At 71.8% G+C, this 19,631-nt stretch carries 18 protein-coding genes; 6 read left to right on the forward strand and 12 right to left on the reverse strand.

The window, feature by feature from the left end; genetic code table 11:
* Positions 1-146: 146 nt before the first annotated feature.
* The 3 genes from dxs to AB0B98_RS12125 all read right to left on the reverse strand — a co-directional run bounded on the left by dxs (position 147) and on the right by AB0B98_RS12125 (position 5,583).
* A complete protein-coding gene (gene dxs / locus AB0B98_RS12115; protein ID WP_357362441.1) occupies positions 147-2,093 on the reverse strand; it encodes a 1-deoxy-D-xylulose-5-phosphate synthase in 1,947 nt (648 codons plus the stop codon).
* Between the two features lie 93 nt (positions 2,094-2,186).
* Positions 2,187-3,428, reverse strand: a complete 1,242-nt coding sequence (locus tag AB0B98_RS12120; protein WP_357362745.1) for a TRAM domain-containing protein — start codon at positions 3,426-3,428, stop codon at positions 2,187-2,189.
* Between the two features lie 70 nt (positions 3,429-3,498).
* The gene (locus tag AB0B98_RS12125) at positions 3,499-5,583 is read right to left on the reverse strand and encodes an APC family permease (protein ID WP_357362443.1); all 2,085 of its coding nucleotides are present in this window, start codon (positions 5,581-5,583) and stop codon (positions 3,499-3,501) included.
* Between the two features lie 163 nt (positions 5,584-5,746).
* On the opposite strand from AB0B98_RS12125, the gene AB0B98_RS12130 reads away from it, so the two are divergent.
* Both AB0B98_RS12130 and AB0B98_RS12135 read left to right on the forward strand, forming a co-directional pair.
* On the forward strand, positions 5,747-6,412 hold the full coding sequence (locus AB0B98_RS12130; RefSeq protein WP_112586756.1) for a TrkA family potassium uptake protein: 666 nt from the start codon (positions 5,747-5,749) through the stop codon (positions 6,410-6,412).
* Between the two features lie 3 nt (positions 6,413-6,415).
* Entirely contained in the window at positions 6,416-7,105 is a 690-nt protein-coding gene (locus AB0B98_RS12135; protein ID WP_238671855.1) for a TrkA family potassium uptake protein, read from the forward strand.
* Positions 7,106-7,147: 42 nt separating this feature from the next.
* Here AB0B98_RS12135 and AB0B98_RS12140 read toward each other — a convergent pair whose 3' ends face one another.
* The 4 genes from AB0B98_RS12140 to dut form a co-directional block, all read right to left on the reverse strand.
* Complete coding sequence (locus AB0B98_RS12140; RefSeq protein WP_238671854.1) at positions 7,148-7,831, reverse strand: DUF3159 domain-containing protein; 684 nt, start codon at positions 7,829-7,831, stop codon at positions 7,148-7,150.
* Positions 7,832-7,856: 25 nt separating this feature from the next.
* The gene (locus AB0B98_RS12145; protein ID WP_238671853.1) at positions 7,857-8,237 is read right to left on the reverse strand and encodes an OB-fold nucleic acid binding domain-containing protein; all 381 of its coding nucleotides are present in this window, start codon (positions 8,235-8,237) and stop codon (positions 7,857-7,859) included.
* Positions 8,238-8,351: 114 nt separating this feature from the next.
* On the reverse strand, positions 8,352-9,014 hold the full coding sequence (locus AB0B98_RS12150; protein WP_357362445.1) for a DUF3710 domain-containing protein: 663 nt from the start codon (positions 9,012-9,014) through the stop codon (positions 8,352-8,354).
* Positions 9,015-9,039: 25 nt separating this feature from the next.
* Positions 9,040-9,576: a dUTP diphosphatase gene (dut, locus tag AB0B98_RS12155; RefSeq protein ID WP_357362447.1), complete on the reverse strand. Its 537-nt coding sequence runs from the start codon at positions 9,574-9,576 to the stop codon at positions 9,040-9,042.
* A 90-nt stretch (positions 9,577-9,666) separates the two neighbouring features.
* Between dut and AB0B98_RS12160 the strand changes: the two genes are divergently transcribed.
* Positions 9,667-10,194 (forward strand): DUF3093 domain-containing protein, encoded by a 528-nt coding sequence (locus AB0B98_RS12160; protein ID WP_357362449.1) that lies wholly within the window; start codon positions 9,667-9,669, stop codon positions 10,192-10,194.
* Between the two features lie 141 nt (positions 10,195-10,335).
* Here the strand turns inward: AB0B98_RS12160 and AB0B98_RS12165 are convergent, their stop codons facing one another.
* Both AB0B98_RS12165 and AB0B98_RS12170 read right to left on the reverse strand, forming a co-directional pair.
* Entirely contained in the window at positions 10,336-11,187 is an 852-nt protein-coding gene (locus AB0B98_RS12165) for a hypothetical protein (protein ID WP_357362451.1), read from the reverse strand.
* A gap of 119 nt (positions 11,188-11,306) precedes the next feature.
* Complete coding sequence (locus AB0B98_RS12170) at positions 11,307-11,603, reverse strand: DUF4193 domain-containing protein (RefSeq protein WP_007075406.1); 297 nt, start codon at positions 11,601-11,603, stop codon at positions 11,307-11,309.
* Positions 11,604-12,035: 432 nt separating this feature from the next.
* On the opposite strand from AB0B98_RS12170, the gene AB0B98_RS12175 reads away from it, so the two are divergent.
* Entirely contained in the window at positions 12,036-12,548 is a 513-nt protein-coding gene (locus AB0B98_RS12175; protein WP_238671977.1) for a LytR C-terminal domain-containing protein, read from the forward strand.
* A gap of 235 nt (positions 12,549-12,783) precedes the next feature.
* On the opposite strand, the gene AB0B98_RS12180 is transcribed toward AB0B98_RS12175, so the two are convergent.
* Positions 12,784-13,602, reverse strand: coding sequence for an inositol monophosphatase family protein (locus tag AB0B98_RS12180; protein ID WP_357362452.1), 819 nt, complete (start codon positions 13,600-13,602; stop codon positions 12,784-12,786).
* Between the two features lie 669 nt (positions 13,603-14,271).
* Between AB0B98_RS12180 and AB0B98_RS12185 the strand changes: the two genes are divergently transcribed.
* Positions 14,272-15,870, forward strand: a complete 1,599-nt coding sequence (locus AB0B98_RS12185; protein WP_357362454.1) for an RNA polymerase sigma factor — start codon at positions 14,272-14,274, stop codon at positions 15,868-15,870.
* 245 nt (positions 15,871-16,115) lie between these two features.
* Positions 16,116-16,349, forward strand: coding sequence for a hypothetical protein (locus AB0B98_RS12190; protein ID WP_091402071.1), 234 nt, complete (start codon positions 16,116-16,118; stop codon positions 16,347-16,349).
* 680 nt (positions 16,350-17,029) lie between these two features.
* On the opposite strand, the gene AB0B98_RS12195 is transcribed toward AB0B98_RS12190, so the two are convergent.
* A complete protein-coding gene (locus AB0B98_RS12195; protein ID WP_196921693.1) occupies positions 17,030-18,763 on the reverse strand; it encodes a DEAD/DEAH box helicase in 1,734 nt (577 codons plus the stop codon).
* A gap of 190 nt (positions 18,764-18,953) precedes the next feature.
* On the reverse strand, positions 18,954-19,616 hold the full coding sequence (locus tag AB0B98_RS12200) for a trimeric intracellular cation channel family protein (protein ID WP_357362456.1): 663 nt from the start codon (positions 19,614-19,616) through the stop codon (positions 18,954-18,956).
* Between the last annotated feature and the right edge of the window lie 15 nt (positions 19,617-19,631).

Genomic DNA, 19,631 nt, shown 5'->3' on the forward strand with positions numbered 1-19,631 from the left:
GGGGGGGGGGGGGGGGGGGGGGGGGGGGGGGGGGGGGGGGGGGGGGGGGGGGGGGGGGGGGGGGGGGGGGGGCGGGGGGGGGGGGGGCTGGGGGGGGGGCGCCCCCCCCCCCCCGCGGGCCCCCCCCCGCCTCGTGTTACCTGCGGTCAGTTCTGTGCGGCTGCGTCGCTGGGGGTGAGGCGATCCGGGGTGGCGTCCAGGCCGGAGATCCAACCGGTGACGTTGCGGGCCACGTCCTGAGCGGTCAGACCCAGGTCGGCGAGGATCTGCGCGCGGGTGCCGTGCGGGTGCCACTCGGCCGGCACACCCAGGTCCTTGAGCGGCACCCGGACGTCGGCGTCGCGCATCGCCTGGGCGAGCGCGTCACCCACACCGCCGACCCGGACGCCGTCCTCGACGCTGACCACGAGCCGGTGGCGGGCGGCCAGGTCGACAAGCTCCGCCGGGACCGGACGCACCCAGCGGGGGTCGACGACGGTGACCCCGTAGCCCTGCTCGGCGACCCGGGCGGCCACCTCCATGCCCAGTTGGCCGAAGGAACCGATGGCGACGAGCAGCACGTCGGTACGGGCGGACTCGGCCAGCACGTCGACAGGGCCGACCCGGCGCAGCGCCGGCAGGTCCGCGGCGACGGTGCCGGTCGGGAACCGCACCACTGTCGGGCCGTCGTCGACGGCCAGCGCCTCGCGCAGCTCTTCGCGCAGGGTGGCGGCGTCGCGGGGTGCGGCGATCCGCAGCCCCGGCACCACGCCGAAGACCGACATATCCCAGATGCCGTAGTGGCTGGGGCCGTCCGGGCCGGTGATGCCCGCCCGGTCCAGCACGAAGGTCACCGGCAGCTTGTGCATCGCCACGTCCAGCAGGACCTGGTCGAAGGCGCGGTTGAGGAAGGTCGCGTAGACCGCGACCACCGGGTGCAGCCCGCCGAGCGCCAACCCGGCCGCCGAGGTTGCGGCGTGCTGCTCGGCGATGCCCACGTCGTACACCCGCTCGGGGTACTTGCGGGCCAGCTTGGCGATGCCGGTCGGCTCGGCCATCGCGGCGGTGATGCCCACCACGTCCGGACGTTCGTCGGCGACGGCGAGCAGCTCGTCGGCGAAGACGTGCGTCCACTTCACCGCCGGGGCGGCCAGCAGCGCGCCGGTCTCCACGTCGAAGGCGCCGCCGGGGCCGTGCAGGCAGTCCGCCTCATCCTCCTCGGCCGGGCGGTAGCCGTACCCCTTGCGGGTGACGGCGTGGACGATCACCGGGCCGCCGAAGTTCTTGGCCGCGCGCAGCGCCGCCTCGACCGCCGCCACGTCGTGCCCGTCCACCGGGCCCACGTACTTGATGCCGAGGTCCTCGAACATGGCCTGCGGGGCGACCGCGTCCTTGATGCCCTTCTTGACGGCGTGCAGCACCTCGTACATCGGCTTGCCGACGAGCGGGGTGGAGCCGAGGGCGTCCTTGACGGTGTCGAGGACCTTCTCGTAGCCGGGGTTGAGCCGCAGCGAGGAGAGGTGGTCGGCCAGCCCGCCGATGGTCGGCGAGTAGGACCGGCCGTTGTCGTTGACCACGATCACGAGGGAGTTGCCGGCGGTGGCGATGTTGTTCAGCGCCTCCCAGCACATGCCGCCGGTCAGCGCGCCGTCGCCGACGACTGCCACGACGCTGCGTGCCTCGCCCCGCAGGGCGTACGCCTTGGCGAGGCCATCGGCGTAGGACAGCGCTGTGGAGGCGTGCGAGTTTTCGATGAGGTCGTGCTCGCTCTCCGCCTGGCTGGGGTAGCCGGAGAGGCCACCGCGCTGGCGGAGCTTGTCGAAGCCGGCCTGACGCCCGGTGAGGATCTTGTGTACGTACGCCTGGTGGCCGGTGTCGAACAGGAGCCGGTCCCGGGGGGAGTCGAAGACGCGATGCATGGCGAGCGTCAGCTCGACCACACCGAGGTTGGGCCCGACGTGCCCGCCGGTACGGGAGACCTTGGTGATCAGGAAGTCCCGGATCTCGGCGGCGAGGACGTCCAGTTCCTCGCCGGACATCCGCTTGACGTCCTGCGGACCGCGAACCGTCCCCAGCAGCCGGCCGTGGTTGGCCGTGTCCTCTTCAACACTCATGACCGGAGAGTCTATCGGCCCTGCGGTACTCCGCAGCCTGGCCCGAGCCCCACGCACCCGCACCGGGCGAGGAGTGGGCAGCTGAGCACCCGGTCAGGCTCCGCCGGGGGTGTTCTCCAGCGCTTCCGGGGGAAGGAGCAGCCCGACCTGCTCGACGTGCTGCGTCATCGGGAAGAGGTCGAAGCCCCGTAGCGCCGCCAGCCGCCAACCGAGGTCGGCGAAGGTGCGCACGTCCCGGGCGAAGGCGGCCGGGTCACAGGCCACGTACGCGACCGCCCGCGGACCGGCGGCGGCCAGCGCGCGGACCACCTGGGCTCCGGCCCCGGAGCGCGGCGGGTCGAGCACCACCACGTCGACCGGGCCGGTGATTCGTCGGCGGGCCAGCGCGGTCTCCACCCGGGCCGACACCACCTCGACGCTGGGCAGGTCGGCGAGGTTCTCCCGGGCGGCGGCGACACCCTGCGCGGCTGCTTCGACGAGTGTCACCCGGCCGGTCGCGCCGACCCGTGCGGCCAGCCCGGCGGCGAACAGCCCAGCGCCGCCGTAGAGGTCCCAGGCGACCTCGCCCGGCTGTGGGTCCAGCAACTCCAGCACTGCGGTGGAGAGGGCGTCTGCGGCGGCCGGGTGCACCTGCCAGAACGCGGACACGGGCAGCGTCCAGTTCCGTCCGGCGGCGACCTCGCGGACCTCGGTCGGGCCACTGACCGGGGTGGGCACCCCGTCGCGGATCTCCGTGACGGTCACGTCCCCGCCGGTGCTGGCGACGGTCTCCACCGCCTCGGCGGCCGGCCAGCGGGCGCCGGTGGGGGTGAGCACCGGCAGTTGCTGGATGGCCGGGTGGGCGATCCGGCAGCGGTCGATCGGCACCACCTCGTGCGAGCGGTGCTTGAGCAGGCCGGCCCGGTCGGCGGCGTCGACCGCGTAGCGGACCCGGGAGCGCCAGCCGAGCAGCCCACCGGGCAGCGCCTCGACCCGGACGCCGAGCCGGTCCAGTTCGACGTCGGTCAGCCCTCCGAGGCGGACCAGTTGCTCGCGGACCACAGCGGTCTTCCAGGCCAGTTGCGCGGCCGGTGCGACGTGCTGGAGGTCGCAGCCCCCGCAGGCACCCGGCTTCGCGTACGGGCAGGGCGGCTCCACCCGGTCCGGTGAGGGCTCCAGCACTGTCACCGCGTCGGCCCGGACGAACCCCCGGTGCACCTCGGTGACCTCGGCGATGACCCGCTCACCCGGCAGCGCGTGCCGGACGAAGACCACCTGCCCGTCCACCCGGGCGACACAGTGCCCGCCGGGGGCGACCGCGTCGACGGTCAGCTCGACCCGGTCCGTCTCGGCCAGGCCCCGCTCGAACGTCGTCGAGGCCGACGCCGTCGGTGTCCTGGGTGTCGCGGTCCGCGGACCGCCCGGCTCAGTCACGAGTGTTCCCCATCGTTTCGCTGTTCTCGGGCCCGCCCTCGCCGGGCGGCGCGCTGGCCACCGGCGGCGCGGCGACCAGCGGTGGCACGGCGCTGCGCGGCCCACGCGCCGGTGTCCGGGACAGCGTGGCGTCCAGCCGGTCCAGGTTCTTGCTCGCTGTCGACGCGAGCTGCCACGGCACGCTGACCACCATCACCCCAGGTTCGAAGAGCAGCCGGCCCTTGAGGCGCAGGGCGCTCTGGTTGTGCAGCAGGTTCTCCCACCAACGGCCGACCACGTACTCCGGGATGAACACAGTGACCACGTCCCGGGGCGACTTGCGGCGGGTGGAGGCGACGAAGTCCAGGATCGGACGGGTGATCTCCCGGTACGGCGAGTCGATCACGGTGAGCGGGATCGCCATCTCCCGTCGCTCCCAGTCGGCCTGCAGGTCCCGGGTGTCCTTCTCGTCCACGTTGACGGTCACCGCTGTGAGCGTGTCCGGCCGGGTGGCGCGGGCGTAGGCGATGGCCCGCAGCGTCGGCTGGTGCAGCTTGCTGACCAGCACGATCGCGTGGTTGCGGGCGGGCAGCACGGCCCGGCCCTCGTCCGGCGGGGTCAGCTCGACGGCGATCCGGTCGTAGTGCCGGCGGATCGCCAGCATCAGTACGTAGATCACCGCCATCGCGGCGATCGCGATCCAGGCGCCGAGCAGGAACTTGGTGATCAGGACGATCACCAGCACCGCGCCGGTCAGGCCCGCGCCGAACGTGTTGATGGCACGGGAGCGGTGCATCCGGCGGCGCGCCTCCGGGTCCCGCTCGGTGCGCAGGTGCCGGTTCCAGTGCCGGATCATGCCGGCCTGGGAGACGGTGAACGAGACGAAGACCCCGACGATGTAGAGCTGGATGAGTCGGGTCACCTCGGCCTGGAAGCCGACGATCAGCACGATCGCGAAGAGGGCCAGGAAGACGATGCCGTTGGAGAAGGCCAGCCGATCGCCCCGGGTGTGGAACTGGCGGGGCAGGTAACGGTCCTGGGCGAGGATCGAGCCGAGCACCGGGAAGCCGTTGAACGCGGTGTTCGCGGCCAGGAAGAGGATCAGGGCGGTCATCCCGGCCACCACGTAGAGCAGGATCGACCCGGAACCGAAGACCGTCTCGCCGAGCTGGGTGGTGACCGTCTTCTGCACGTACCCCTCGGGGCCGGAGACGATCTGCAGGCCCGGGTCCTCGACGAACTGGAGGTGGGTCAGCCGGGACAGCCAGATGATCCCGACCAGCATGCTCACCGAGATGCTGCCGAGCAGCAGCAGGGTGGTGGCCGCGTTGCGGCTCTTCGGCGCCTTGAACGCCGGCACCCCGTTGGAGATCGCCTCGACACCGGTGAGCGCGGCGGCGCCCGAGCTGAACGTCCGCAGCAGCAGGAAGATGAGCGCGAAGCCGGTGACGCTGTGCTCGGCCTGGATCACCAGGTCGGCGCTCGGCGCGCGCAGCTCGTCACCCAGCACGAAGACCCGGAACAGCCCGGTGAGCAGCATCCCGCCCATCACGATCACGAAGCCGTAGGTGGGGATGGCGAACGCCGTGCCCGACTCGCGCAGCCCACGCAGGTTGACAGCGCTCAGCAGGACAACCGCGCTCACCGCGATCAGGACCTTGTGGGTGGCCACGAACGGCACCACCGAGCCCAGGTTGGCCACCCCGGAGGAGACCGACACCGCCACGGTGAGCACGTAGTCGACAAGCAACGCGCTGGCCACCCCGACGCCGAACTTCGGCCCCAGGTTGACGGTGGCCACCTCGTAGTCGCCGCCACCGGACGGGTAGGCGTGCACGTTCTGCCGGTAGCTCGCCACCACGGTGAGCATGACCACGACCACGGCCAGCGCGATCCACGGCGAGAAGACGTACGCGGAGGCGCCGGCGATGGAGAGGGTCAGCAAGATCTCGTCGGGCGCGTACGCGACGCTGGACAGCGCGTCGGAGGCGAACACGGGCAGCGCGATGCGCTTCGGCAACAGGGTGTGCTGGAGCCGGTCGGACCGGAACGGTCGACCGAGAAGAAGCCGCTTCAGCAGCGAGGTGGGACTGGCCACGAACGCCAAGAGTACGACCACCACGGCGGGGGCGCGGGGGTGGGCGATCATCGCTGTTCGCGACGGCGGGGTACGGTCGGTCCCCGCTCGTGACCGGGACGTGGCAGGCTCGCACTCGAAGGCCGCCGGCAGCGGGAGTGGTACGCACCTTGGGAGGGACAGCGTGCACGTCGTGATCATGGGATGTGGTCGGGTCGGGTCGACCCTCGCCCACAGCCTGGAGTCCCGAGGGCACTCGGTGGCGGTGATCGACCAGGACGCCGACGCCTTCCGCCGGCTCGGCCCCGACTTCGCCGGGATCACGGTGACCGGGGCCGGCTTCGACGGTGAGGTGCTCCGGCAGGCCGGCATCGAGCGCGCGGACGCCTTCGCGGCGGTGTCCAGCGGCGACAACTCCAACATCATCTCGGCCCGGCTGGCCCGCGAGACGTTCGGCGTGTCCCGGGTCGCCGCCCGCATCTACGACCAGCGCCGCGCGCAGGTCTACGAGCGGCTGGGCATCCCCACAGTGGCGACAGTGCGGTGGACGGCGGACCGGATGCTGCGACACCTGGTGCCGGAGGGCAACGTGGAGATCTTCCGCGACCCCACGAGCACCGTGTCGATCGTCGAGGTTCCCGTACACAAGGACTGGATCGGCCGACCGGTGCGGACGCTGGAGGACGCGACCGGGGCTCGGGTGGCCTACCTGATCCGCTTCGGCATCGGCACGCTGCCCACCGGCTCCACCGTCATGCAGGAGGGCGACCAGGTGTTCATGCTGGTCAGCGATGACATCGTGGCGACTGTCACGTCGGTGGCGGCGACGCCGCCGGAAGGAGGGCACTGAGCCATGCGGGTCGCCATCGCGGGCGCGGGCAACGTGGGCCGCTCGATCGCCCAGGAGTTGATCGACAACGGCCACCAGGTGATGCTGATCGAGCGCCAACCCAAGATGCTGCGCCCGGACCGGGTGCCGGCCGCCGAGTGGGTGCTGGCCGACGCGTGCGAGCTGAGCAGCCTGGAGGAGGCCGACGTCGCCGGCTGCGACGTGGTGGTCGCGGCGACCGGCGACGACAAGACCAACCTGGTGCTGTCGCTGCTGGCCAAGACCGAGTTCGCGGTGCCCAGGGTGGTCGCCCGGGTCAACCGGGCCGAGAACGAGTGGTTGTTCACCGAGCAGTGGGGCGTGGACGTCGCGGTGAGCAAGCCGCGGGTGATGGCCGCGCTCGTCGAGGAGGCGGTCACCGTCGGCGACCTGGTCCGGCTGATGACCTTCCGACAGGGCGAGGCGAACCTCGTCGAGATCACCCTGCCGCCGACCGCCCCCTACGTCGGTCAACCGATCCACGCCGTGCCGCTGCCCCGCGACTCCGCCCTGGTGGCGATCCTGCGCGGCAAGCGGGTCCTGGTGCCCAGCCCGGACGACCCGATCGAGGCCGGCGACGAGCTGATCTTCGTCTGCACCGCGGAGGTGGAGGACGCGGTCCGCGCGGTGATCCTCGGACCGGACAGCGTCGAGCGGACCCGCAGCTCACGCTGACCTCGACGGGCGCGCTGAGCGGTCCGGTCGCCCGGCCGTCGCTCAGGCGCTGGGCAGCGGGGCCGGCGGCGACTCCCGGGTGACCCGGCGCACCGTCCAGACCGTGATCAGCAACAGCAGCGCGTACGGCGGGTAGCCCAACGCCAGCCGGGCCACGCCCAGGGCGGTGTCCTGGTGGGCCAGGTAGAGCCCGGCCTGCACGCCCACCTTGGCCAGCCAGACCACGCCCCAGAGCACTGTCAGCTGGGTGAAGGTGCGCACCAGCTTCGGGTCGGACCGCCACTCCGAACGACCCTTGGCCACCAACACCGACCAGATCCAGCCCACCAGCGGCTGCCGGATCGCGGCCGAGATCAGCAGGGCGACGCCGTAGCCGATGCCGTAGAGGATGCCGGGGAGGTAGAAGTCACGCTCGTCGCCTGTGCGCCACGCGATGGCCGCGCCGACGCCGACGCCGAAGAGCCCGTTGACGGCGTGCCGAACCGGCCGACGCTGGGCCAGCCGCAGCCCCGCGATCAGCACGGCGACCGCGATCGACGCGATCACCGCCGGCCGCAGGTCGCCGATCACGTTGGCGACGACGAACACCACTACCGGGATGCTGGACTCGACCAGCCCGCGCCAGCCGCCGAGCTGGTCGGCCATCTGCTCGGCGATCGTCGGCAGCGGCTCCTCGTCCTGAGGGTCGGTCTCCGGCTGTGCCGCCCGGTCCTGTCCCGTCGTCATCGCCGGCCTTCCGTCCGCAGTGCCGTCACTTGGGCGAGTCCAGCTCGTAGTAGGGGTTGTAGATGACCTTGCGGTCGTCACGCACGGCCACCCGGCCACGGGCGGTCAGATGCCGGCCCGGCTCGATCCCGGCGATGTGCCGTCGACCCAGCCAGACCAGGGTGACCACGTCACTGCCGTCGTACAGGTCGGCCTCAAGGGTGGGCAGGTTGGTGCGCGGCGTGTAGACCACGGTGCGCAGCCGACCGGCGACCGAGACCAGCTGACCCCGGGAGCACTGCTGGGCGGGGATTCCGCCGCACTGGGCGCTCTCCCGACGCAGCTCCTGCGCGTCGATCTCGGCCTCGCTGGCGGTGAACCTCTGCAGGATGCGCCGCAGCGACACCCGGCCCTCGTCGGTCGTCATGACCTCCGCGTCACCCTCTCCACGCTCGCCGTCCCCGGCCGGCCCCGGCGGCGCCGGAACCGTGCCGCCAGCGTACGCCGACGGGGCTGGTTCCGGCGGGCCGGTGCGCGCCGGTCAGACCTGACGCGGCGCGGCGGCAGCGTCGCCCGCCTCGGCCTCGGCCTGGTCGGCGATCTCCCGAGGCAACCGCAGCGGCAGGGGCTCGCGGACCGGCTTCGCCTCCTGCCCACGGTCGACCACCAGGCCGTCCAGGCACTCGACGAGCGGGCCGGCCATGGCCGGGTCGGTGGCCACCGGGCCCTGGAAGACGCCCCGGACCATCCAACGCGGCCCGTCGATTCCGACGAACCGCAGGTTCGTCGCGCCGTCCGGCGTATTCACCTGTGCGTGCAGCTCCGGGCCGTACTCGCCGGCGACCTCCTGCGCGCTCGCGCCGTCGCGGAGCAGCGACTGGCGGATCTCCTCGCGCACCTCGTCCCAGATGCCCTCGGACCGGGGGGCGGCGAAGACGCCCAACTGGAGCGCGTTGTCACCGTGCACCAGCACCACCTGCTGGACCACACCCTGCGGGTCCGCCTGCACCCGCACCTCGACGTCGGCGATCGCCGGGATGTGCAGGCTGCCCAGGTCGAGTCGCTGCACGTCGTCGTAGCTCTCGGAGATGTCGTAGGGGCCGCGTTCCAACGTCGGCGTCGCATCGCCCTGGTCCGGGACCTGGGTAGCCCGCTCGCCACGGGTCTGCCGCTCCGCATCGGCCCGCTTTCGGGAGAAGATCACTGCGCCTGCCCTCCGCTGTTCACACTCACCCTGCCACCTCTTCCGTCTGCCCGCGGCCCGGCTCGCTCGGCCGCCGCTCGACCCGGTCCTGGCCCGTCGACGACGGCACCAACCCGGCGTGCCCACCGGTGGACCCGTGCCCACCGGCCCCGCGTCGGGACGCGGGCAGCTCGACCACCGGCTCGAACCGCGCCCGCGCGACCTGCTGGACCACGAGCTGCGCGATCCGATCGCCGCGGGAGATCTTCGCCGGCACCTCCCGATCATGATTGATCAGGTTGACCAGGATCTCACCCCGGTAGCCGGCGTCGACCGTACCGGGCGCGTTGAGCACCGTCACGCCGAGCCTGGCCGCCAGACCGGAGCGGGGATGGACCAGGGCCACGTACCCCTCCGGCAGCGCGATGGCCACGCCGGTGGGCACCAGGGCGCGGCCGCCGGGTGGCAGCTCCACGTCCGCGGCCGCCACCAGGTCGGCCCCGGCATCGCCGGGATGGGCGTACGTGGGCAACGGCAGCTCCGGGTCGAGCAGTTGCACAGGCACGGGTACGACGTCGGTCACGGGTCCCCTCTTCCGTCCGGTTCGCGGGGTGACCCTGCCATCCTGCCGGTTCGTCGAGCCGTCGTGCGCCGTACCCTCGCAGGAGTGAGCATGTCGCCCTCCCCGTCCGCCGATCAGCCGCCGGTCGCCGCCCGCGCCGCGTACACCGAGCGGCTGGATCTGCCCTGGTGGCTGTGGCTGGCCGGGCTGGTCGCCGCCGCGTTGCTGGCCGTCGAGATCTGGATGGGCGCCTCCGGCGTCCGTAGATGGCTGCCGTTCGCCGTGCTGGTGCCGCTCACCGCTGTCGGGCTGTGGTGGCTGGGCCGGATCCGGGTCGGGGTGGCCGACGACGAGCTGCGGGTGGACGACGCCCGCCTACCGGTCCGTTTCGTGGCCGACGTGGTGCCGCTGGACGTGGCCGGCCGACGTGAGGTGCTCGGCGTCGGCGCGGACCCGCTCGCCTTCGTGGTGCAGCGACCGTGGATCGGCGGCGCCGTGCAGGTGATCCTCGACGATCCCGCGGATCCGACCCCGTTCTGGGTGGTGAGCACCCGCCACCCGGTCGAGCTGGCCGAGGCGGTGCTGACCGCCCGGAACGCCCTGGCGGCTACCCACCCGACCGCGGGCGAGCCGGGCTGACCCGACGCCGCAGGCCTCGCTCAGGAGCCGGCCCGACGGCATGGGCCCGCTCAAGAGCCGATCCGAACGGCGGGGAACCGCTCAGATGCCGGCCCGAACGGCGCAGGCCCGCTAGATGTCGGCCCGAACGGCGAGGGCCGCTCAGGTGCCGGTGGGCGGGCCCGGGAGGGCCGCCGGTGGCGCGGGGCGGGCGATGCCCCGCCGACGCAGGTCGACCTGGAGTTGCTCGGCCATCTGCTGGGTGGCCCGGCGGTTGAGGAAGCTGGCCACCGCCGCGCCGGTCAGGAACGGCCCGAGCGTGGTGAGGTTTCGCCCGAAACGCCGCAGCAGCATGTCCCGCAACTCCTTGCGGGCGGCGGTGCCGAGCACCGCCCCCACTCCCACGCCGGGCACCATCGGGTTGACGCCGCGTTGAGTGGCCCAGGAGTGCACCAACGCGACCGCCCGTTGGCTGCCGGCGGCCGGGAGTGCCACGCCGTGGATCTCGTGCAGCTCGCCGACGAGTTTCAGCTCCACCGCCACCACGGCCACGGTCTCGGCGGCGAGCAGCACCGGCGCGGAGAGCAGGGTCGGGGCAACCGCCCACTCGACGGCGGCGACGCCCCCACCGGCCGCGCCGATCGCGGCAGTGGTCCTCGACGCGTTGCGGATGAGCCGGTCGGCCAGGGCGGCGTCGTCCAGGCCGGGGAAGTGCCGCCGCAGCGTGTCCAGGTCTCGTACCGGGACGTGCGGGGCTACCTCGGCGACGGCGTCGACCATCCACCGCACGGCGGCGCGGGGCTTGAACAGGTCGGAGATGCCCCGCGCACGGGCCTGCCCGACCATCCGGGTCAGCAGTTGACGGCGTCGGGCCGGCGCGATGTCGTCGGCGGTCAACGCCGCGACGGTGGTACCGAGGTCATCAGTGTCACCGTTGGCACCAAGGTCGTCAGTGCCACGGGTGACGCCGAGGCCGTCAGCGCCGCCATCGGTGGTGCCGCCTCGATCGCTCATCGGACCTCCCGGTGCTGTGGCTACCCGCTACGAGTCAAGCAGGTACCCACAGCTGCCGCATGCCTACACCGGCAGCGGCGACCCCGTTCAGGAGGCCGCCGCCGGTGTTGTCGTGCTTGTCAGACGCACTCGCGGCAGATCAGCTCGCCGTTACGCTCGACCGCCAGCTGGCTACGGTGGTGGACCAGGAAGCAGCGGGCGCACCGGAACTCGTCCTGCTGCATCGGAAGCACCTTGACCGTGAGCTCCTCGTCGGCCAGATCGGCACCGGGCAGCTCAAAGCTCTCGGCCACCTCGGCCTCGTCGACGTCCACCGCGCCCGACTGTGAGTCGACGCGCCGTGCCTTGAGCTCTTCCAGGCTGTCCTCGCCGAGGTCGACCTCGTCGCGACGCGGGGCGTCGTAGTCGGTGGCCATCGGTTTCACTCTCCCATATCGATGTTGTCGCTTCCGGTTGTAACGCCGGACGACGCTGTTTCGGTTCCGCTGGCCGGCCACCACTTGTGTCGGGCACCCGACCCGAGGACCGAACGGGTCGAGCTCGCCGGGGCGACTCCCCTGCGAGCGCGGAACCTTACCCCCCCTTGGGCGAGGCATGTATACCGCCCTTGCGGCTGAGATGTACGCCCCCGCACGCGAAGTTGTTCCCAATGTGATTCAGGCGACACGAAGATAGGGGTAGTAGTACCCGGTTCGCGGTCGGCGCGCCGGCATGTCGGGCTGTTTCCACGCGACGGCCGGACAACCGTTAACCTCAGCGGCGTATTCGACGGCCGGCGGCCTGAGCGATCGTTCCCGGCCGCCACCACCCACTGAGGTCCGGGGAGTGCCCTGATGAGTTTTGCGCGCGTGCGAGCACTCGTCGTCGTCGGCCTGCTGGCGGTCATCGCCCTGGTCTTCGTCGTCGTGGCCGTGGTCCGCGACAGCCAGGGCAACGTGGGCACCGCAGCGGGTTGCCCCGAGGGCTGGCCTCTGGCGGATCTGACCCTGCGCGAGCGCAAGGACGTCAAGATCAACGTGTTCAACGCCACGGATCAGCCCGGTCTCGCCCACACCGTCGCCGACGAGTTCAGCAATCGACAGTTCCAGGTCAAGAAGACCGGGAACGAGAAGAAGGTCAACAGCGTCGCGGTGCTGCGGTACGGCCCGAAGGGTGTCGGTTCCGCGCACCTGCTCCAGGCGTACTTCCTCAACAACGCCGTGCCGGGCTACGACCCGAAGCGCGCCGACGACACCGTGGACGTGGTGCTGGGCAACGGCTTCCAGCAGCTCGCCACCACCACCGAGGTCAACCAGTCGCTCGGCGACTCGGGTCCCCCGGAGGCTCCCAAGGGCTCGTGCCCGTCCCCACCCGCCAAGTGACGGCGTAACCGGCCCACCGCAGCGCCAGGTCGGCGCCCAGCACCGACCTGGCCCGCTACTGGCTCACCGGCTCTGACCCGCCGACCTGACCCGCCAGCCCAGACCCGTCGACCTGACCCGCCGGACCTAGCCCGCCAGGTCTGGCCCGCCGGCCAGAGCTGACCGCCGGGAGGCCGGAGCCAGCCGCCGGAAGCCGGAGCCGGCCACTCACAGCCCGGCCGACCTGGTCCGCCGGTCAGGGACCGCCGGAGGCGTCCAGCGCGGCCAACCGGTCGTGCAGCGGCGCGAAGAGCGCGGGCGGGGCCGCGACCACCAGGTCCGGCCCTGGCGGCCGTCCGGCCAGGCCGGCGACCCGAGCCCCCGCCTCGGCGGCCACCAGCCCGCCGGCCGCCAGGTCCCAGGCCGCAAGACCCTTCTCGAAGTACGCGTCGAGCCGCCCCTCGGCGACCAGGCAGAGATCCAGCGCCGCGGCCCCGAGCCGGCGGATGTCGCGTACGTGTGCGATCAGACCGGCCACCACCTGCGCCTGGTGCGCCCGACGGCCGGCGTCGTAGCCGAAGCCGGTGCCGACCAGCGCCTGCCCCAGATCGACCTCGCCGGAGCAACCCAGCCGGACACCGTCGCGCCAGGCGCCACCGCCGGCTGTGGCGGTCCATTCCTCGCCGGTGCTCACGTTGCGCACCACTCCGGCGACCACCACCCCGTCCACCTCGGCGGCCAGCGAGACCGCGGAGTACGGCAGTCCGTACAGGTAGTTCACAGTGCCGTCGATCGGGTCGACGATCCAGCGCACACCGCTGCGAGTCGCCCCGGAGGCTCCCTCGCCGTACTCCTCGCCCAGCACCGAGTCGTGCGGGCGCAGCGCGGCCAACGCGTCGAGGATCTGCCGTTCGACCGCCCGGTCGGCGGCGGTGACCACGTCGGTGACGGTGCTCTTGGTGGCGGCGACGACGACCCCCTCGGCGCGCATCCGGTACGCGGTGTCCGCCGCGTCCCGAGCCACCTTCACCGCGATGGTCAGCAGCTCCGACGGTGTCGTGGCCGAGTTGGTCATGATTCGCCTCTTTCCGCACTCCGGGTGCATGTGGGTGGGTGAAACTACCGACCCGGCTTCCGAAGATCATCGTTCCCGACGCCGTACGACGGCACCAGACCAGGATCTTTGGCACCTGGGATCCGCCGCGAGGTGGGCGCACCCGCACCGCCCTCGCAGCTTGAGCGGCCGACCTCCGGCAATATGCCCCTTTAGGTTGGTAATGTCGCTTAAATGCTTACCGCCCCGTCCATGCTCGGCTCACAACCGTCGCCCAACCGCGACCTGGTGGGGACGCCACCAGCCGGACCGACAGCGACCTCGGTGATCCACACGCGCACTCTCCCAACCGCCATGTTGACCTCGTACCGCCTGCTCAAACGGCAGTTCGGACACGATCTGCGCGCCACCGGCCTCGATGACGGAAGCCCTTCGCCGGCAGCGCGGCTATCATTACCGCGAAGCACCCATATCTCCGCCCCACCGACGGTCCCCACCGGCGGTACGCGGTGCGGAGCAGGATGATCGCCGCAGACGGCGTTACAATTCACCCCTGCCCACGCGGCACGGACCGCCGACCACCGGCCGGACCGTGACACGAGGGTCCCTCAACCACATCGCCCGGCACGGTAACCCTCGCTGCGCTGGACGAACCCGCCGTGCCCGCTCTTCGCCTCCGGAAGGTCATTCGTGACAGAACCCCGCCAGCCCGGCGCCGACGTTCGCTCGCTCACCGACACCCTGATCGCCCACGCCCAGAGCGCCGGTGGTCAGCTCACGTCGGCTCAGCTCGCGCGCACCGTCGAGTCCGCCGAGGTGACTCCGGCCCAGGCCAAGAAGATCCTGCGGGCGCTCTCCGAGGCGGGAGTGACCGTCGTGGTGGACGGCTCGGCGAGCACCCGCCGCCGCGTCGCCGCGGCCCGCTCGACCACGCCAGCGTCCCGGGCCACCACCGCCAAGACCACCAAGAAGGCCGCCGCGCCGGCCCCGAAGCAGGCGCCCGCCGGCGACGACGCCCCGGCGACGTCGGCCCCGCGCAAGGTGGCCGCTCGCAAGGCGACCGGCGCGGAGGCTGCGACGCCGACGAAGGCGACCAAGTCGACCCGAGCCACCAAGGCGACGGTGGCAGCGGCTGCCGGAGCCAAGCCGACCAAGGCTGGCGGCAAGGCCAAGCGCGAGGGCGCCGAGGGTGAGATCGACCCGGAGGAGCTGGCCGCCGCGATCGAGGACGTGGTGGTCGAGGAGCCGGCCGAGCTGGCCCAGGCCGCCGAGACCGACGCCGCCGCCTCGGCGACCGACAACGACTTCGAGTGGGACGACGAGGAGTCCGAGGCCCTCAAGCAGGCGCGACGCGACGCCGAGCTGACCGCCTCCGCCGACTCCGTCCGCGCGTACCTGAAGCAGATCGGCAAGGTTCCGCTGCTCAACGCCGAGCAGGAGGTGGAGCTGGCCAAGCGGATCGAGGCCGGGCTCTACGCCGCCGAGCGACTGCGGGCTGCCGACGAGGGCGAGGAGAAGCTCGTCCGGGAGATGGTCCGGGACCTGGGCTGGATCTCCCGCGACGGCGAGCGGGCCAAGAACCACCTCCTGGAGGCGAACCTCCGACTGGTGGTGTCGCTGGCCAAGCGCTACACCGGCCGTGGCATGGCCTTCCTCGACCTGATCCAGGAGGGCAACCTCGGTCTGATCCGGGCCGTGGAGAAGTTCGACTACACCAAGGGCTACAAGTTCTCCACCTACGCCACCTGGTGGATCCGACAGGCCATCACCCGCGCCATGGCCGACCAGGCCCGCACCATCCGCATCCCGGTGCACATGGTCGAGGTCATCAACAAGCTTGGCCGCATACAGCGTGAGCTGCTCCAGGACCTGGGCCGCGAACCCACTCCCGAGGAGCTGGCCAAGGAGATGGACATCACACCCGAGAAGGTGCTGGAGATCCAGCAGTACGCTCGGGAGCCCATCTCACTGGACCAGACCATCGGCGACGAGGGCGACAGCCAGCTCGGCGACTTCATCGAGGATTCCGAGGCCGTGGTCGCGGTCGACGCGGTCTCGTTCTCGCTCCTGCAGGACCAGCTCCAGCAGGTGCTGCAGACGCTTTCCGAGCGTGAGGCGGGTGTGGTACGGCTGCGTTTCGGCCTGACCGACGGCCAGCCGCGGACGCTCGACGAGATCGGCCAGGTCTACGGGGTGACCCGGGAGCGGATCCGACAGATCGAGTCCAAGACGATGTCGAAGCTGCGTCACCCGTCCCGGTCGCAGGTCCTCCGGGATTACCTGGACTGAGCGGGTTTCGTCAACCGAACGTGTCGTTTTGACCACCTGGTGTGCAACACCAGATGGTGATCGTCCGGATGCACGAATGTGATCGTTGACGTGGCACCCTGGGTGCACGGCACACTGTCCCTTCCAGGTGTGACCTCGGTCCCCCGCGGGCACACAGGGAAGGCAGTGCCTAGTAAGGGTGTTGCACGATAGGTGAGCAACGACCGAAGAGATTGTTCATCGGTGACGACCAGAGGAGGAAGGCGATGACCCCGACCCTCACGCCGCCGCCCGTGACGGCGGCTCCCCCAGCCGCCGATGAACGGTGCGACCGCTGCAATGCTGCCGGGAAGCTCCGGATCACTCTGGCGGGTGGGAGCGAGTTGGTGTTCTGCGGGCACCACGCGAACAAGTACGCGGAGGATCTCGTGAAGATCACCGAGCGGTTCGCGACGGAGCCCGATTTCAGCTGGCGTGGCGCCGACCTGATGGCGAACTAGATCCGCAAACCGACATAGCTGACCGGAGGCACCCCCAGGGTGCCTCCCGGTCAGCTTTTTCGGTCCGAGCACCCCGCCGCGCTCCGCCGCACCCCGCACCCCGCACCCCGCACCCCGCACCCCGCACCCCGCACCCCGCACCCCGCACCCCGCACCCCGCACCCCGCACCAAGATCCGAGCAACTTCCCTGATGGTGCTGCCTCCGCCACGCCGGAGACAGCACCATCCCTGTTCCTGCGCGGTCTTGACGACCACACCGCCCTCCGACAGGCCGGGAGCGAGGTCTGGGTGCCACCGACCGTCAAGGTCACGCTCGAAGCAGGATGTAGTGACCTCCCCGACTCACCGACACCACTAGAACCAGGATGGTGCGCGATCTTGGGATCGGGACGCCCCGCACAGGGGCATCCATCGCCGTTCCGGGCAGGCAAGCCGCAGCACCGCCCAGGCCCCCGTTGATCCACTCGGGTTCATGGAAGTCGCGCTGTCCACCTCGCTCGAACACCGCGTCGTCAAGGAAGCCGAGTGGATCACGGCGCAAGCACTGACACCGACCACACGCACGCGCTGACACCGAGCACCACGGGAGCACGCCACGCCGCAGGTACCACGCGGCCCCGCTCACGGCCCAAAGGCGACACGGGCGACACGGCGCAGTCCGCCACGGCCCCGGACCGGTCTAGAGGGTCTGCACGGTGGCGATGCGTTCCTCAAGCTGCTCGATGGTGGCCTGGGCGCTCGGCGGTCCGCCGCAGAGCCGACGCAGCTCGGCATGGATCTTGCCGTGCGGCTGGCCTGTGCGATGGTGTCGGGCGGCCACCAGAGCGTTCAGTTGGCGTCGGAGGGCCACGCGACGCTGAGCGGCGCTCATGGGTGCGGGTGGCGCTGCTGTGGCCGCAGCGGCCGGCTGAGCGGCCCCGTCGGCCGTACGGCGGCGTTGGGCGGCGAGCTGTGCGGCCTGCCGCTTGGTCAGCAGCAGCGAAACCTGGTCGGCGGTGAGCAGACCGGGCAGGCCGAGATATTCCTCTTCTTCGGGGGTGCCGGCCTGGGCCGCGGTGCCGAACGACGCGCCGTCGAAGATCACCTGGTCCAGCTCGGCGGTGGCGGAGAGCGCCGCGAACCGCTTCTCCAACTCCCCGCTGGCCTGGTCGTCGCGCTGCGCGCGTTCCAGCAGGTCGTCGTCGAAACCGTCGGCTTCCTTGGGTTTACCGAGTACGTGATCGCGCTCGGTCTCCATCTCGCTGGCCAACCCGAGCAGGTGCGGCACGCTGGGCAGGAACACCGAGGCGGTCTCCCCGGGCCGGCGGGCCCGCACGAACCGGCCGATCGCCTGGGCGAAGTAGAGCGGTGTGCTGGCGCTGGTGGCGTAGACCCCGACTGCCAGTCGGGGGATGTCGACCCCTTCGGACACCATCCGCACCGCCACCAACCACCGCTGGTCGGACGCCGCGAACGTCGCGATCCGGGCGGACGCGCCCTGGTCGTCGGAGAGCACCACGGCGGCCTTCTCGCCGGTCACCTGCTCGATCAGCTTGGCGTACGAGCGGGCGGTCTGCTGGTCGGTGGCGATGATCAGACCACCGGCGTCGGCCATGCCCGCGTTGCGCAGCACTGTGAGTCGGGCGTCGGCCGCGCGCAGCACCTGCGGCATCCAGTCGCCGGCCGGGTCCAGGGCGGTACGCCACGCCTGGGCGACCAGGTCCTGGGTCATCGGCTCACCCAGCCGGGCCGCCAGTTCCTCCCCCGCGTTGGTACGCCAGCGGGTCTCCCCGGAGTACGCCAGGAAGAGCACCGGCCGGACCACGCCGTCGCGCAGCGCGTCGGAGTAGCCGTACACGGAGTCGGCGCGGGAGCGCAGCAGCCCGTCCCCGCCCCGCTCGTAGCTGACGAACGGGATCGGGTTGTCGTCGGAGCGGAACGGCGTCCCGGTGAGCATCAGTCGGCGTACGGCGGGTTCGAAGGCGTTCTTCACCCCGTCGCCCCAGGACCGGGAGTCGCCGGCGTGGTGGATCTCGTCGAGGATGACCAGGGTGCGTCGGGTCATGGTGCGCCGCCGGTGCACCTGCGGGGCCATCCCCACCTGCGCGTAGGTGACCACCGCGCCGTGGAAGTCGGCCGCGGAGTGCAGGTCGGCGTTGCGGAAGGCGGCGTCGAGTTGGATGCCCACCCGGGCCGCGGCGTCTGCCCACTGGTTCTTGAGGTGCTCGGTCGGGGCGACCACGGTGACCGCCTCCACGGTGCCGTCACCGAGCAGCTCGGCCGCGATCCGCAGGGCGAAGGTGGTCTTGCCGGCGCCGGGCGTGGCGACCGCTGTGAAGTCGTCGCTGCGGCGACGCAGGTATTCCACCAGCGCCTTGCGCTGCCAGGCGCGCAGCGCCGGGAACGTCTCGAGCACCGGCGTCCGGGCTGCCACGCGAAGCTCCTCTCCGACCGCACGATGGCGGACCCCGGGCGAGGGCCACGAGGATCCGCCGCCCATGAAAACGCCTCCGCGCAGAAGCTGCCGCGAAGGCCGACTCAGCATAACCAGCACGGGCCGTCGGGCCCAGGCGACGCCACGCTGGTCACAATCCCGTACCCGATCGAACAGCGGACCGACCGTCTCACCACTCCCGGTCGGTGCGTGGATCCGCCCCGTCGGCACGCGGCGGGCGCAGCGTGGCCACCGGCGCGGACCAGCGTCGACGCAGCGCGATCAGGCGTAGTCCGAAGACCAGGACGGCGGCGGCGGTGAGCGGCGCGGGCCCGGTCTGCCCGGTGACGTACAGCAGCACCACCAGGACCGAACCGGCCAGTGCGGCCAGCGCGTAGATCTCCCGGCGCAGCACGACGGGGATCTCGGCGGTGAGCAGGTCGCGGCCGAGCCCGCCGCCGATCGCGGTGAGCATGCCGATCAGGCAGGCCCCTACCGCCGGTACCCGGGCGTCGAGCGCCTTGAGCGTGCCGGTGACGGTGAACAGTGCCAGACCGGCCGCGTCCAGCACCAGCACCGTGGTGCGCAGTCGGGCCAGTTGCGGGTGCAGCCAGAAGACGGCGAGCGCGGTGATCGCGGCGGTGGCCGCGTACCGCCAGTCGGCGAAGGCCAGCGGCGGCACCTCGTCGATGACCAGGTCCCGGAAGATCCCACCGCCGAGGGCGGCCACGAAGCCGACGAACGCGACACCGAACAGGTCCAGTCGCTTGGCCACCGCCGCCGAGGCCCCGGAGGCGGCGAACACCGCCACCCCGGTCAGGTCGGCGAGGAGCAGGGCGGTGGAGGTGGTCACCGCCGCAGGCTACGT

It is taken from the genome of Micromonospora sp. NPDC048947 (assembly GCF_040649495.1).
Taxonomy (GTDB): domain Bacteria; phylum Actinomycetota; class Actinomycetes; order Mycobacteriales; family Micromonosporaceae; genus Micromonospora; species Micromonospora alfalfae.